Source organism: Actinomadura keratinilytica, from assembly GCF_039539665.1.
GTDB lineage: Bacteria > Actinomycetota > Actinomycetes > Streptosporangiales > Streptosporangiaceae > Spirillospora > Spirillospora keratinilytica.
The window spans coordinates 61,132-76,091 of record NZ_BAABDO010000003.1; the positions used below are offsets into that span (position 1 = coordinate 61,132).

At 71.9% G+C, this 14,960-nt stretch carries 8 protein-coding genes; all 8 read right to left on the minus strand.

The genetic code is table 11. From position 1 onward, the window contains the following. Nucleotides 1-2: 2 nt before the first annotated feature. Nucleotides 3-944, minus strand: coding sequence for a hypothetical protein (locus ABD879_RS01780; protein WP_345016704.1), 942 nt, complete (start codon nt 942-944; stop codon nt 3-5). Next, nucleotides 934-2,172 carry a DUF3696 domain-containing protein gene (locus ABD879_RS01785; protein ID WP_345016706.1) on the minus strand — a complete coding sequence of 413 codons (1,239 nt, stop codon included), beginning with the start codon at nt 2,170-2,172 and terminating at the stop codon, nt 934-936. The genes ABD879_RS01780 and ABD879_RS01785 overlap by 11 nt, the downstream gene beginning before the upstream one ends. A gap of 187 nt (nt 2,173-2,359) precedes the next feature. Further along, complete coding sequence (locus ABD879_RS01790) at nt 2,360-3,802, minus strand: hypothetical protein (protein WP_345016708.1); 1,443 nt, start codon at nt 3,800-3,802, stop codon at nt 2,360-2,362. An 89-nt stretch (nt 3,803-3,891) separates the two neighbouring features. After that, nucleotides 3,892-8,082, minus strand: coding sequence for a CHAT domain-containing tetratricopeptide repeat protein (locus tag ABD879_RS01795; RefSeq protein ID WP_345016709.1), 4,191 nt, complete (start codon nt 8,080-8,082; stop codon nt 3,892-3,894). After that, on the minus strand, nt 8,079-8,402 hold the full coding sequence (locus ABD879_RS01800; protein ID WP_345016711.1) for a hypothetical protein: 324 nt from the start codon (nt 8,400-8,402) through the stop codon (nt 8,079-8,081). Before ABD879_RS01800 ends, ABD879_RS01795 begins: the two co-directional genes overlap by 4 nt. Before the next feature lie 493 nt (nt 8,403-8,895). After that, nucleotides 8,896-10,707: a serine/threonine-protein kinase gene (locus ABD879_RS01805; RefSeq protein ID WP_345016713.1), complete on the minus strand. Its 1,812-nt coding sequence runs from the start codon at nt 10,705-10,707 to the stop codon at nt 8,896-8,898. Between the two features lie 285 nt (nt 10,708-10,992). Continuing rightward, a complete protein-coding gene (locus tag ABD879_RS01810) occupies nt 10,993-13,785 on the minus strand; it encodes a DUF5682 family protein (RefSeq protein WP_345016843.1) in 2,793 nt (930 codons plus the stop codon). Between the two features lie 20 nt (nt 13,786-13,805). Beyond that, nucleotides 13,806-14,921: an ATP-binding protein gene (locus tag ABD879_RS01815; protein ID WP_345016715.1), complete on the minus strand. Its 1,116-nt coding sequence runs from the start codon at nt 14,919-14,921 to the stop codon at nt 13,806-13,808. Between the last annotated feature and the right edge of the window lie 39 nt (nt 14,922-14,960).

The following is a 14,960-nucleotide window of genomic DNA, read 5'->3' on the forward strand; positions in this document are numbered from 1 at the left end:
CCTTATACGATCTCGCGGAGCATCTCGAGCATGGCCCGCAGCTCTTCGGGGACGTCCGGCCCGACATCGGTGCGGAAGTCCTCCTCGGTCAGCTCGGCGGCGTGCTCCAGGAAAGTCTCGATCACCTTGCGGCCGAAGCCGTCAGCGAGGTCGTTGATGACGTCCTGCGGTACTCCGTCGTACAACGGCCGCTGCTCCGGCGGGACGACACCGTTCTTGAACCCCGACTTCATGTCGTAGTGGCCACGCTGCTCCTTGGTGAGGCGGCCGAGGGCCGCCACCTTGGGCAAAGGCTTGACCTGCCGAGGCAACTCACGCAGGACCTTGTCTGGAATATAGTTTTCGATCTCTCTCAGGCGCAGTACGTGCACCTTGATGCCGTCCGCGCGGAGTCTTTCGATGTCGGCGTGTTTGTCCGGCGGGTCGCCGGGCAGCCGCCGATCACTGTCCAGCACCACGGCGACCCGGGAGACCCGCCGAAACCGAGAATGCTTGTCGGATGCGCGGCGGAACAGGTCCGCGGTGCCGCCGCCGTGATCGATGACGAGCCACTCATTTTCGATCGCGGTGACGATGACCCCGTCTTTGAACACGCATGCGATCGCCTTGATAAAGCCGCCGTCCGAGGCGTCGTTCTCCACCATGACGACCGCTGGACGTTCAAGATCCGCCATGTAATCCGCGAAGTCGTCCGCGGAGACGCGGAGGGGGGCCGGGGCGCCGGGCGTGCTGTAGGCGCGCTGCCGGGCGCTTTGCCGCGCTAAATCTTTGTAACTGGCCGCGAGTGTGGGGTAATGCCGATCGAGGAACGACTCTACGGCCTTGACCTGCGTCGGCTCGACCACCCAGCGATGGCGTCCAGCAGCAAAGCGCTTCAGGAGCGTAAGAACATCCTCGACGTGTTCATCGGCGTCGAACACCGCAGTCGTCAACTCAACGCGCATCGGTGTCCAAGCGCTCCGTCTGGGCCTCCGTCATGGCCCGGACCTCCTCGAAGTTCTCCGCGAAGATTTCGTCCGGCCAGTCATAAACGTTGCCGGCTTCGTCAACGTTGACGCGTTGCACCGTTGACGCCTCACCATCACTTTCGACGTAGTAGAGCGCGAGTTCGTCCGCACGCAGCCTTTTTTCGGCCACCCGGCGGCGCAGCCGGAGAAGAAAGGTTTCGCTGTGCGTTTCGATCAGGAACCGTACGCGGGTTTTATGGACGGCCCTGATGTACAGGTCGGCGAGCGCCGCTTGGGCGGAGGGGTGCATGTGCAGCTCGGGCTCTTCAACGATCTCCAGGATGTCGTCTGCGGGGCGGTCGAGCTCGTCCTGAGCCCGTTGCACGAGAATGGGAAGCACCTGGGCCACCCCGGTGCCGGAGTCCGCGGCGGACACCCAGAGGTTTCGCGCCTTGAGGGACTTCAACCCGACCGCGTAGGCGTCGTACCGCGGGATGACCTCCAACCTCCAGTCAGGCAGGTGGTCGCCGAGATACTCATTGATCTTCCCAATGAGCCGGCCCCGGCTTCGCACGTGGTCATGGATCAAGATCTCCGCGGTGCGGCTGCCGAACTGGTCCTGCGCGGGCCGCCTGGCCGTCAGCCGCCCCAGGCGGGCCGGCCGAGTGCGGAACGGGCCGAGATGGCGAATCTCGCCGAACGCTTCTTTGATTTCCCGGCCGCGAACGAAGTCGTGTTCGGGAATGAGTCCGGAGAACCTGACCCCGATCGGCTCATCGGAGGCTTTCCCGGGTCCGGAGACGTAGTACGGCCGCTCCTCGGACTCATCCGTGTCGTCGGCGTCCGACCAGGTGAAGGTGGCCGACTCGCCGCGCACGTCGATACGGCAGCGGCTGACGACCTGCGTCTGCGACTCGATGACGTTCTGGATGGTCCAGCTGCACCGGATCGGCTCCCTGAACTCCAGCTCGATGCCGACACTTCCGTGATCAAGCCGGTTGTGGACGAGATCGATGAAGTCCGGGGCGTCCTCTCCCAGCTCGGCGAGATCCAAGGGCACCGGTGAGAGGCCGTGCATACCCGTGGCGATGACCAGCGGAGAGCGGACCAGGGCGCTTTTGCCGGAATTGTTCTTGCCGAAGACCACGGTGATCGGTCGGATCTCCACCTCCTGCCGTTGCGCGAAGCACTGGTAGTTCTGGAGCGCAAGCCGCACCAAGGTCATGGTCAAGAACCATAACGTCTATCTCTTGCCTGCGCCGCCCGGATGGAGAGCGAGGGCCACGCGGCACCGCCCTCCGCGTTCGGGAACGCGGATGCGCGCCGACGTCGGCCGTCTGGCCTCGTCGGCCGAGCGCAACGTCGGCGACTGCCGAAGGCCTGTTCCAGAACGCACATGCACCAAGATCGAATCAGCGGCGGGGTTCGGTGTTTTTGTGGGTGGTGGGCTTCTTCGATTTCCCGGGGAAGACCTGGATCAGGTGGGTTTCCAGGGGGCCGTCGGGGCGGTAGGCGGTGTCGCGGTTGCGGACGTGGAGGCGGACGCGGTACGGGCCGGGGCCCGCGGCGGTCAACGGCGGCAGGTTAGGTGGTGTGTCCGCCGGCAGGTAGAGCTTGGCGGTGCCGCGTGGGCTGTCGATGCCGACTTCTTGGACGCGGTCCCAACCTTTGAGCGCCAGCGGCGGGGCCTTGCGGTAGGCGCGCACGGTGACGCAGAAGTCGTCGTTCTCCACACCGGTCATCACCGCGGCGGCCGAGCCGCTGGACGCGATCAGGCCGTCCTTGATCGCCCGGCCGAACGGGTCGCTGGGGGCGGGGCCGTCGCCGATGTAGTAGCCGCCGCCCTCACCGGTGGTGACCAGGGTCGTCTTCTGCCGCACGGCCCTCGGGTCGCGACGGAAGGAACGGCGGCAGGAAGCCTCATCCTTGGCTTGTTCTTTCTGGTATTCGCGCTCCAGACGTCGGCGTGTCTCGGCGGCGGTCCGGGCCTGGCGCAGTGCCACGTCCGGGCACAGGTAGGCGAGCACGGCCTCGAAACGGGCGCGTCCGCCCAGGCTCCTCCATTCGTCCAGCGCGGCCGGGGTGGGACGGCCCTGCGAGTCCATGCGCGTGCACACGCGTCGTCCCCGCCAGAGGAGCTCGCCGTCGTCGACGTCCTCGTGCAGTGGCTTGGCCGGGGAGTAGGCGGGGTGGTCGTGGCCGCGCACCATGCACAGATAGGCGCGTTCGCGTTCCCTGACCGGCATCCGCGCGATCGCCTCGATGCCCGCGGCTCCCTGGGCCTGCGGGAGGGGGACGCCGCCGGACGGGCAGTCTTCCGGGCCGATCGCGGCGATCTCCCGGCGTCCGTGGTCGCCGCCGACGGTGAGCAGCAGCGCCGCGGCCAGCGCGAACGCCGTGATCCAGCGGGCCCGGCGGCGCACCGTCAGGTAGATCAGGGCGGCCGGGACGAGGGCAAGGGAATCCCATCCGAGCGTCCGGGGCACGAGCGGCTTCCACAGAGCGGTGCAGCCCTCGTCGCCGGCCGCCAGGTCATAGGCGGCCAAGAGCGGTTTCGTGAGCCCGGCGACCGCGAGGAGCGTCACCGCCGTCCACCCGGGCACCCGCGACCGCGTGCGCGCCCACAGCGCGAATGCGGGGCCGACGACGAGGAACGGCATCCCCGTCAGCCACTGCAGGGGTCCCAGCTCCATCCGCAGCCGCCACCCCCGGCACTCGGCAAAGCCCATGAAGCCGAAGCTCATCCCCGCCGTGGTGCCCCTGCTCAGGACGTCCAGCAGTAGTCCCAGCACAGAGGGGAGGGCGCTCGCCGCAAGCGCGGCCCACCACAGCGTCCGCTCCTGACGGGGGGACATACAGCACCTTTCCGCTTCAGTCGCCAGGCGGCCCCGACCTTAGCCGCCCGCGCCTGTCACCGTTCGACGGCGGCCGCCTTCGGAGGAAGTCAGGCGCCGGCGTGGATGTGGGCGGCCCACAGGGAGGGGGCGCCGGGCAGCCGGTCCCGGACCTGGCGCACGGCATCGTGGACGGCTCGGGCCGCTCGCGCGGTGTCGATCCCCCGGCCCGTGTCCAGGTTCGCGTAGAAGGCGTCCGCGATCTCGGTGGCCACCTGGTCGTCGACCTCCCAGAGCGTGCCGACCACGTGCGGGTAGCCCGCGAGCTGGAACGCCGACGTGAGGTGAATGGACTCGTCGGCGAGCTCCGGCGCCGCGTTGTAGGCCGTCCGGCAGGCCGACAGGTAGGCCAGGCGCGCGTTCTCCAGCCGGACCGGCCCGAGGCTGGCGACGGTCAGCGGGGCGGTCTGGTGGTCGTGCAGGTGGAGCATGCTCCGCGAGGGGTCCGCGGCGTCGCTGCTGCCATGGCAGGCGAAGTGCGCGATGGAGTACTCGGGCAGGCGGTCCAGGACCCGCGCCCTGGTGGGCGTGTCCTCGGTCACGACCGCGGGGTCGGTGGACTCGTTGACGAGAACGGCGGCCTCCGGGAACCGTCTGCGCAGGCGGTCCACCTCCTGCGCGACGTGCGGGAGGCGCCCCGCGCCGGGCGTGGCGGGCATGGCCACGATCAGCATGCGGTCGATCGCGGGGGCGGCGGCCTCGCGCTCCCTGGCGTAGCCGAGAGCCCGCAGGGTCGGCGTGTACGACGACACCGCCCGGTCCATGACCGTGCGGCGCCCCCGCTTGCCCGGCGGCTCGCGGTGGTATCCGGCGGCATGGATCGGCAGCATGGCGAGGGGGCCGGTGGGCACCCACCAGACTCGCGGCCACGGTTCCCCGTCGCCCGGTGTGCGCCGGTACCCGAGCCGGTCCAGGACCGGGCCGGCCGCCGCGTCCCACAGCCACTGGAGTATGCGGAAGATCTCCTGCTGGGCGTCGACGCGCCGCTGGAGCCCGGCACGGGGGTCGCTTGCGGCCTCCAGGGCGCGGCCGAAGTCGACGACTTTCCGGACGAGGTCGGTGCGGCCGAGCTCAGGGAGGGGCAGCGCCGTGATGCCCTCGCCGGTCACGAGGATGGCGGCGTGGCCGTGGCCGCTGGTGGTGAGCACCGCGATCGGCCCGTGCGCGGCGTGCCGGACGAGCTGCTCCGGTTCGGGGGGTAGCAGGAACGTCTCGAATCCCGGCAGTGCGCGGATCTCTTCGATCGTCTTCTCGAAGGCCGAGGCGGCCCGGCGCCGCCGGTCCACCGCGCTCTCCCGGTCCGGCGGGCGGGAGGCGGTGGGCGTGCCGGCGTCCAGGGAGTCCTCGATCGCGTCGAGCCGGCCGCTCAGTTCGATGAACCTGGCGGCCAGAGCCGGATGGCGTTCGGCGAGTTCGGTCAGATCGGTCCGGGTGTCGAGCGCCTGGCCGAGCAGCACGCCGCGTCCCGTCTCCAGCAGGCGCAGGGCGTGCCGGGCCCGGTGCGCCACCGTGCCGCGGCGCGGGTCGGCGAGGACGAGCGCGGCGGCGGGCCCGGCCAGGCCGGCGTAGCTTTTCAGCATGTCCTGCCGGCTGGTGCGGTCCAGGTGCCGTGCCGCCGCCTCGGGGAGCAGCCGCACCGCCGTCTCCAGCAGGTCCGCGGCGTGCACGAGGTCGCCCGTGTCGAGGAGCCGCGCAGGTGCGAGAGCCGCGCGGAGCCGTGCCGTCACGGGCGCCGACGCCACCATGGCGGCCTGCCGGAAGGCCGCGACGGCCTGCTCCCGGTCGCCGTCCGCGCCGGTGACGCGGAACCTGGCGTGGAAGGCGAGGCCGAGGCCGCTCAGCATCGCGGCGCGGCCGGGGTCGTCGGCGGGGGTGGCGGCGACGGCCCGCCGGGCGACCTCGACGGCCTCCTCGGCGTCGGCCGCCGCGCCGGTGTGCCCGAACCGTACGGACAGGCTCACCGCCAGCTCGTGGAGGACGTCCCTCAGACCGGGATGGTCCGCGGGAGTGAGGCCGACCGCGCGGCGTGCGGATGCGACGGCCTCGTCCAGGTGGGCCGTCTCACCGGTGCGCTCCGCGCGATCCCGCAGCGCGATGGCGAGTCCGCGCAGGCGGAACGGCAGATCGGGATGGTCCGGCGGGGTCGCGGCGACCGCCGCGCGGAAGGCGGAGAGCATCTCCTCCAGGTCGGCGGGTGCGCCGGTGCGCTCGAACCGCAGGCCCATGGCGGAGCCGAGGTCGTACAGGTAGTCGCCTCGCTCGGGGTGGTCGGCGGGGACGGCCGCCACGGCCTGCCGGGCGGCCTCGATCGCCTCGTCCAGGTCGGGTCCCGCTCCGGTGCCGTCATACCGCTGCTGCAGCAGGATGCTGAGGCTCTGCAGGCGCATCGCCGTCTCGGGATGACCCGGCGGGGTGCTCGCGAGCGCCTCGCGGGCCGCACCGATCGCCCGGTCGAGATCGGCCGTCGCGCCCTCGCGCCGGTGCCGGGTCTGCAGAGAGACGGCGACGATCCCCACGTTCCTCGCCCTGCCGTAGTGGCCGGCGGGGGTGATGTCCGCCGCGCGGCGGCTGACCTCCAGCGCCTCCTCGAGGTCGGAGCGGTTTCCGACACGCGTGAACCGGTGGAGCAGGATGCGGCCGAGATTGCTCAGGTACACGCCGTGGTTGGGGTGATCGGCCGGCGTTTCCCGCACCGCCCGGCGTTCCGCTTCGACGGCGTCGTCCAGGTCCGCGAGGCGCCCGAAGCGCGCGAACCGGACCTGCAGGTTGTTGCCCAGGTTGGACAGGTACATCCCCAGGTTGCGGTGTCCCCGGGGAGTGACGTGCACGGCCTGCCGTCCGGCCTCGACGGCTTCGTCGATCATCTCCGCCGTGCCGTACCGCCGGAAGCCGGTCTGCAGGCTGATGCCGAGATTGGACAGGTACATGCCGTAGTTCGGGTGGTCGCGGGGAGTGACCCGCACGGCCTCCCGCGCGGCCCGAATGCCCCTGTCGAGGTCCTCCAGCGCGCCGAAGCGCTCGTACCGACGCAGCAGCGCCACGTTGAGGGCGGACAGGTACATGCCGCCCTGGGGGTGGTCGGCGGGGACGGCTGCGACCGCCCGTTCGGCGAGACTCACCGCCTCGTCGATGTCCTGTTCGTCACCGCGCTGGTCGAACCGTTCTCTCAGGAAGCCGCTCAGGTCCGACAACCTCATGGCGTAGAAGGGGTGCTCGGGGGGCGCGGACTCGACCGCCTGCCTGCCGAGGTCGATCGCCTCGTCGAGGAACTCGGCCGCGCCGGTGTACTGGAACCGGGCCATCAGGGCTGCGCAGAGGTTGCCGAGATGCAGGCCGCGACCGGGTTCGCCGGGCGGGATGGCCTGTACGGCCGCACGTCCGGCTTCGACGGCCTGCTCCAGGTCTTGCGGCGACCCCCCGCGCTCGTATCTGATCCGCAGGGCGACGCAGAGATTGGAGAGGCCCAGGAACCTGCGCGGGGATCGCGTGCGGCCCGCCGCGTCGCGGCAGACGGCGATCGCCTCGTCGAGGTCCGACGGGGCGCCCGCGATGTGGAAGCGGGCCATCAGCGCGGCGGCGTAGTTGAGCAGGAACACGACATGCTCGTCGTCCTCGGCGGCACCGGCCCGCATGGCCTCCCGCGCGCTTTCGACGGCCTTGTCCGCGCTGTCGCGGTCCCCGGTGCGTTCGGCGATCCGGCAGTGGACGACGGAGAGGTTGCCCAGGCGCATCGCACGGCTCGGATGGTCGGCGGGTGTCAGGTCGAGGATCCGCCGCCACAGGGCCGCGGTCCGCGCCAGAAGCACGGGCTCGCGCTCCAGTTCCGTCCGGGCCGTCAGGGCCTGGGCCACACCGTGCGCGGCGTCGATGACCAGCGGCAGCCACGGCTCGGGAGCGGATCCCGCACCGGCGAGGAAGCACACGAGGAACGACTTGCCCGCGACGACCAGCAGGTCCTTGTCCATCGCGCGGGGATCGGGCGCCGCGTGCAGGCAGAACCACAGCAGCCAGCCCAGCGCCAAGCGGGCTTCCACGTCGGGCAGGTCGCCGCGGCCGTACCGGTCGCCGAGTTCGCGGAAATAGTCCTCGCCGTCGAGCTGATCGACACCGTCCAGCACGGCGGCCAGCCGCGCGGCGTCCTCGAGTGCCCGCGGCGACGCGGCGGGCGAGACGTCCTGTGCCGCGTCGATCCTGCGCAGCCAGTCCTTGACCGCTGCGAGACGTTCGTCGTACGCGGTCACCGCGTGCCCCCTGCGGCGACGTCGAAGGGGCGGCCCGGAGCAGGCGGCGGCGGTCGGGTGCGCAGATGGCGGGTGAGGGCGCGGCCGATCTCCCGGTCGAGAGGACGGCCCGGCAGGTGTTCGCCGGCCGCGTCGCAGGCGGCCGCGGGGATGATGCCGAGTCGCTGGGCCAGGGTCGTGGCGTGCAGGCGGGCGGCGGCCTCCAGGTGCCGGGCGTAGGCGTCGGTGGCGGCGCGGGTGCGGTGCCGGGCGGTGATCGCTATCACGACGGTCAGGGGCGCCGCGGGCCGCCAGCGGACGGCCGGCAGCGCGTAGAGCACGGCCCATGCGCCCAGGGCCGCGGCACGCGACAGTTCGGTCCGGGCGGAGTCCAGCCGGGCGCGTTCAGGCCGCCTCTGAGCGCGCCGCGGCCGAACACCCCGAGCGGGTCCCCCTGCGCCTGAACGGCGATGTGCACCGTGTTCAGCAACTCGGCGATGTGGTCTCGGGAAAGCTCCCGGCCGTCGGGCCCTTTTCCGGATCGCAGCGCGGCCGCCAGCCGCGGCAGCGGAGCCGACGCGGCGGCCCCCTCGTCACCGAGAAGTGCGCGAATCTCGTGCAGATTCGCGCAGACATCCGCCAACCCGGCGTCGACCTGCGATGACTTCATCCGAACCCCCGGCCGAGATCATGTCCTCGCAACCAGAAACCGGTAGTGCGACCACATATGACCATATCGTGCGACCGTCAACCCGGCGGTAAATGAATTGCGCCCCCTGACCGCACCGGTTTTCGTTCGCGAGTCGAAGCGGTGCATCGGCTCCGGAGACGGCCTCAGGTGCGGGGCAGTCCGGCGGCGGCGGAGCCGGCGAGGTCGGTGGCCAGGCGGCAGCGGTCCCGCGCGTCCAGTCCGAAGACGACGACCAGCAGCAGCTCGGTGCGGGGCTGCCCGGCCAGGGTGAACCGGCGGTGCAGGACCCGGACCAGGCAGGTGTCGTCCCCGTATCCGTCCGGTTCCACGTAGGCGTAGCGGCCGCCGACCCGCGTGGGGTGGCCGTCGTCCGCGGTGAGGGGGACGTGCTGGTCGAAGCGCACGAGAAGCTGGGACCGGCTGGTCGTGCTCCGCCAGCGGCATTCCCAGTTGCCGAAGCCGACCTCCGGGTGGAGCGCGTCCACGCCGGGGAACCGGGCGAGCGCGTCGGCGTCGAGGAGCCCGCAGGCGTCCACCCAGAACAGCGACCGGTCCGCCGGACGCGCGGCACGTTGCGGGAACCGCCCGCCGGACAGTTTCGCGACCGCGCTCTTGGCGGCGGCCTCGGCCATCGCGCACAGGTCGCCGCGGCCCTTGTCGGTGAACTTTGCGCCGATATCGACGCGCACCCCGTCGCGAAGCACGACCGTCCGGTGGCACTGGCCGTCGTTCTCCGGCTCCCTGACGATGGCGATGCCGCCGACCCGTTCGACCTGCCAGGGCGTCGCGACGTCGGGCTCGGCGGCGAGGAGCTCCACCGTGACGTCCACCTGGCCGCCGCCGGGCGGACGCACGTAGACATCGCACCGGTTGAAGTTGCCGGAGGCCGGGTCCAGCTCGGTGCCGCCGAAGCGGGCGAGGGACGCCTGGTCCAGCAGGGCGCAGGGGTCCGCCTTGTGCGGGTCGGCGATGGAGCTCGGCGGCGCCGTCGAGGTGGAACGCGCCGTGCCCGGCCACCACTCGATGGCCATCCAGGCGGCGGCGGTCAGCACGAGGGCCGCGACGGCGACGGTGAGGCAGGCGAGACCGCGTCGACGGCCGACGCCCTTGCCGGCAGCGTCCTCGGCGGGGTCTTGGGCAAGGTCTCGGGCGAATTCTTTGGCGAGGTCTTCGAGCATGCTCCGGGCCTGCGCCGCGGTGGGCCGCTTGGCCGGGTCGACGTGCATCAGCGCGTGCAGCACCGGGGCCAGTGCCCCTGCCCGGCGGCCGGGCGCGGCGACCTCTCCCCTGATCGCCCGCGCCAGCAACGCCATGGGGTTGCCCCTGCCGTACGGGGAGACGCCCTCGACGGCGGCGAACAGGGTGGCGCCGAGCGAGAACACGTCGCCGGCCGGGGTGGGACCGCCGCCCCTGGCGACCTCCGGTGCGACGTACGCCGGGGTGCACCGGATCGGGCCGCCGGAGTCGGTCAGCGTCGCGTCGGCGTACGACGCGCGGGCGATGCCGAAGTCGCCCAGTTTGGCCTGGTCGTCCGCGGTCACCAGCACGTTGCCGGGTTTGATGTCGCGGTGGATGACACCGGCGGCGTGCACCGCCTCCAGCCCCGCGGCGATCTGCGCGCCGAACCGCGCCGCCCGCTCGGGTGGCAGCCTTCGGTGATGCGCCAGGCTGCGCGCAGCCACGTACTCCATGACGAGCCACCACTGCGAGCCGTCCGACACCACGTCGTAGAGGGTGACGATGTTGGGATGGTTGAGGCCGGCGAGGATCTCGGCCTCGTCCAGCAGGCTCCTGATCCGCCTCTCGGCGTCGCCGTCGGCGGGGACGGCGGCGCGTTTCATCGCGACCACGCGGCGCAGCCGCTCGTCGCGGGCGCGCCAGACCGCACCGCCTCCGCCCTCACCGAGCAGTTCTTCCAGCCGGTAACGGTCGGCGACAAGCTGACCAGCCCGCACGGCTCCTCCAGAAGACCGGATGACGCAACCGCACCTTTGGATCCGCCCAATCTAAGCCACGACCTGTCACGCATCGGAGGCGTTTCATGAAATGGATCGCCGCTTCGGTGCGCGGTCCGCCGCCGAGGTGGGAAAACGGCCCGCCGCACGTCCGCGCGAGACGGCGGCACCGCACATCGGCCCCGGTCCGGGCGGCGGGCCGGGGGCCTGCCGCCCGGACGGGTGCGCCTCGGGCGCGTCATCTGAGGCTCTGCCGCCGGACGCGTCCCACCGGTCGGCCTCCGGTCAGGTCAGGAGGGCGGCGACCGCGTCCGCCGTGGCGGGGTGGTCGGCCAGCAGGGCGGCGACCGGCCCGGTGGGGTCGGACGGCCCGGACGGCCAGTCGGGCGGCAGGCCCAACAGGGCGGCCACCGCGTCGCAGGTCGCGGGGTTGGCCGCCAGCAGGTCGCCGACGGGGCCCGCGTCCACGGGCGGGGCCGGCGCCTCCGGCGGGGCCGACCATGGCGGCGTCCAGGTGTCCAGGGCGGCCAGGGTCGCGGGGAAGGTGCGGCCCGCCTCCCTGATCAGGACGGGCACCATCTCCGCCGCGTGGTCCTTCAGGGTGGTGATGAGCCTCGGCAGCCACGGCAGCAGCACCGCGTCGGGCAGCCGCGCGAACGCCTTCGACAGGATCTCCACCACCAGCGGCGCGAGCGACGGCACCGGCTCCAGGGCCTGGACGAAGCCGCTCAGATACAGCGGGAACGACGGGACGACCAGCGGGTTGTCCAGCAGTTCGTCGCAGCGGCGGCGCAGCTCGTCCAGCGGGAGCAGGCCCAGCTGCGTCTGCGCCGCCCACAGCAGGGCGACCTTGTCGGGGGCCTCCGGGTGCGACTGCTGGACGGCCAGTTCCAGCTGCGTGTGGTCGCAGCCGAAGGACAGCGCCAGGCTCTCCATGCCGAGCAGGAACCCGAGCATGGCCGCGACCTGCCGCGCCCCGGCGTCGTCGTCGGCGAACGCGGTGGGCAGCAGCGTGCAGTAGTGCGCGTACCCGGCGGTCACGAACGACCGGCACCACTCCGGCAGGTCCGGTTCGGTCGCCTGGTAGTAGGCGAGCAGCCGCCGGGCGCGGCGCAGCACCTCGGGGGCGTCGTCCACGGTGCGTTCGGCGGCCAGCAGCTCGACGGCGCGGGCGCCGAGTTCGTCGGTGAAGCGCCTGCCGCCCAGGAAGAGGATGGAGTCCTCCACGGCGGCGAGGGCCTGGGCGGCGGTGGCCTTCGGCGCGTGCACCGCCTTGCGGAGCCGCTGCTCCAGCACCTGTTCGACGGTGACGCCCTCGTAGCCCAGCTCGACGATGGCGCGCATGTTGCGGCCGATCGCCAGGTCCCAGCTCTCCTGCATGGAGCGTTCGCCCAGGCGGCGCGTGCCGATGATGGGCCGGGCGGCGTCGGGCACCAGCCGGCGCAGCACCCACAGCAGGTCCGAGCACGGCCGCAGGTCGGGATCGGCGTCCAGGTTGAGCAGCGCCCGGCGGATCGTGCGCTCCTCCAGGTTGACGCCGAGCGGCTTGAGCCGGTCGAGGACGTCGCGGGCCAGCGGGGGCAGGGCGTCGTAGCCGACCGAGCCCACCCGGTCGCCGCCGAGCAGGATCTCGCACAGGCGCGCGATGTCGCGGCGGCCCGGCACCGCGTCCTTCTCGATGCAGGTGACCGCGGCGTCCTGGAAGTCGTACGGCGTCGGCCGCCGCCGACCGCGGATCCCGGCCAACAGGATCGACGTCTCGTACACGGCGATGGCGTCGGCGGTGCTGGACGGGTAGCCGTTCTTGCGGGCCAGCCGGACGATGTCGACGCACCAGCCGAGCAGTTCCTGCTCGTCGACGCCGTGCGGGGCGGGCGCGGTGGTCAGGAAGCCCGACAGCCGGTCGGTCACCGGTCCGGGCCGCGGCGCCACGGGCTTGGCGCGTCCCTTGCGCCGGCCGCCCAGTTTGAACGGCTTGATGCCGGTGCGCCGCAGCGCCTTCTTCCAGGTCGCGGCGGCGATCGACACCGAGCCGGGGGCGAGCCCGAACTGCGCCTCGATCGCCGAGTGGCTGGACGGGATGAGCCCGTACTGCCACTTGGTGGCGGTGCGCGGGCCGATCTCGAACCCGGTCGCGCCGTGCAGGCCGAACTCGGGGACGCGGCTGGCGGCGTGGAAGGCGCCGCACACGTACAGGCAGTCGGCGGGGTCGGCGCCGGAGGCCGCCAGGTGCTCGCGGATCCGCGTCCACATGTAGCGTTCGCGGTCCTCGTCCACCCGGGTGCGGGCGGAGTCCTCGGGCCGCAGCCGCCGGAACAGGCTGCCGATCAGCACCATGACCTGCCGGTAGGTGTCGTAGTCGGCGTCGACCAGCGGCTGCTCGACGTACTGGTCCCACCACTCCGACCAGTGCCGCACCTTGCCGTGGTGCAGCAGGTGCTCCTCCAGTTCGGCGAAGCCCGGCCGCAGGTCGCCGATCTCGACGCCGACCGCGTCGCCGTGCAGCGCCGGCTCGTCGCCCTCGCCCTTGCCGGGGCCGTCGGGTCCGGCGGGTCCGGAGTCGCGGCCCGCGGCATCGTCGCGCGGCTCCCACTGGAAGACGTGGTCGACCGACCGGTCCACCAGCACCAGTTCGACGCCGGAGGTGGTCAGCGCATAGGAGATCGCCTGGTATTCGGCGGACGCCTCGGTGATCGGCGCGACGACGCTGAGCGGCGCCCACCGCTCGGGGAAGCCGTCGATGTCGGCGGCGAACGCCTGCAGCGCCACCGGCAGGGTGCAGTTGTGCAGCTCGTCCAGCAGCGGCCGCACGTCCTCGCACAGCTCCAGGTAGATGACCTTGGGCCGCTTGTCGCGCAGCCGGCGGGCCATCGCCGTCGCCGAGGACGGCGAGTGGTGGCACACCGGGAAGATCTCCAGCGGCTCGCGCAGCGCCCGGTCGACGTCCTCGACCATCCCGGCCAGGATCTGCGCGACGGGGCCGGAGCCGAACCGCTCGGCCGCGCCGAGCAGCTGCTCGCGCAGCCCGCCGAACGGCCCGGCGGCCACGTCGTCCAATCCGGTCGCCCTGCCCGTCATGCCGTCGGTCGCCTGGTCGGTCATGACAGCTTCGCCAGCGCCTCGCGGCCGCCCTCCAGGAAGCCCTGCCAGGGCCCCTGCTCCTTCTTGCTGCGCGGTTCGATGACGCCGTGCCAGAACTTGTTGAGGATGGCCAGGTCCTCCGGGCTGCGCCGGGCCAGCGACCCGACCAGCGAGGACGCCAGCGTCTCGGCGCGCAGTTCGCGTTCGCCGAAGAACTGGCTGTGCAGGATCGCGTCCTCCAGCACGCCGATCTGCTCGGCCGTGGACAGCGCCGACTCCAGCTTCTCGTCGTCGCTGCGGGCGGACGCGGCGGCGGCGCGCAGGTCGGCGAAGCTCTGCAGCAGCACCTCCAGCAGCGACGGCGCCACCTCCAGCTCGATCCGGTGCCGCCGCAGCAGCTCGGTGGTGCGGAACCGGACGATGTCGGCCTCGGCCTTCCTGCTGGTCACCACGGGGATGCGCACGAAGTTGAAGCGCCGCTTGAGCGCCGAGGACAGGTCGTTGACGCCCCGGTCGCGGCTGTTGGCCGTCGCGATGACCGAGAAGCCGGGCTTGGCGAACACGGTGTTGTCGGCGTCCAGCTCGGGGATGGAGATGTACTTCTCCGACAGGATCGAGATGAGGGCGTCCTGCACGTCGCTGGTGGCGCGGGTCAGCTCCTCGAACCGGCCGATCATGCCCTGCTCCATCGCGGTCATGATGGGCGAGGGGATCATCGACTCCCGGGACTGCCCCTTGGCGATCACCATGGAGACGTTCCAGGAGTACTTGATGTGGTCCTCGGTGGTGCCGGCGGTGCCCTGCACGACCAGCGTCGAGTTGCGGCAGATCGCCGCCGCCAGCAGCTCGGCCAGCCAGGACTTGCCGGTGCCCGGGTCGCCGATCAGCAGCAGCCCGCGGTCGGACGCGAGCGTGACGATGGCGCGTTCGACGAACGTGCGGTCGCCGAACCACTTCTGCGGGATCTCCCGGTCCAGGCCGTCGGAGCGCTCCGACCCCAGGATGAACGTGCGGACCATCCGCGGGCTCAGCCGCCACGAGAACGGCTTGTGCCCGTCGTCGATCGACTCCAGGTAGTCGAGCTCGTCGGCGTACTTGACCTCGGCGGGTGCGCGCAGCATCTCGTCGGTCATGGCAAAGGTCTCCTCGTGAACGTCGGTTGCGTGGGGGGC

Coding starts and splice junctions, on each gene's coding strand:
- ABD879_RS01780 (WP_345016704.1), bottom strand. CDS start 944: ATGCGCGTTGAGTTGACGACTGCGGTGTTCGACGCCGATGAACACGTC.
- ABD879_RS01785 (WP_345016706.1), bottom strand. CDS start 2,172: ATGACCTTGGTGCGGCTTGCGCTCCAGAACTACCAGTGCTTCGCGCAA.
- ABD879_RS01790 (WP_345016708.1), bottom strand. CDS start 3,802: ATGTCCCCCCGTCAGGAGCGGACGCTGTGGTGGGCCGCGCTTGCGGCG.
- ABD879_RS01810 (WP_345016843.1), bottom strand. CDS start 13,785: ATGACGGGCAGGGCGACCGGATTGGACGACGTGGCCGCCGGGCCGTTC.
- ABD879_RS01815 (WP_345016715.1), bottom strand. CDS start 14,921: ATGACCGACGAGATGCTGCGCGCACCCGCCGAGGTCAAGTACGCCGAC.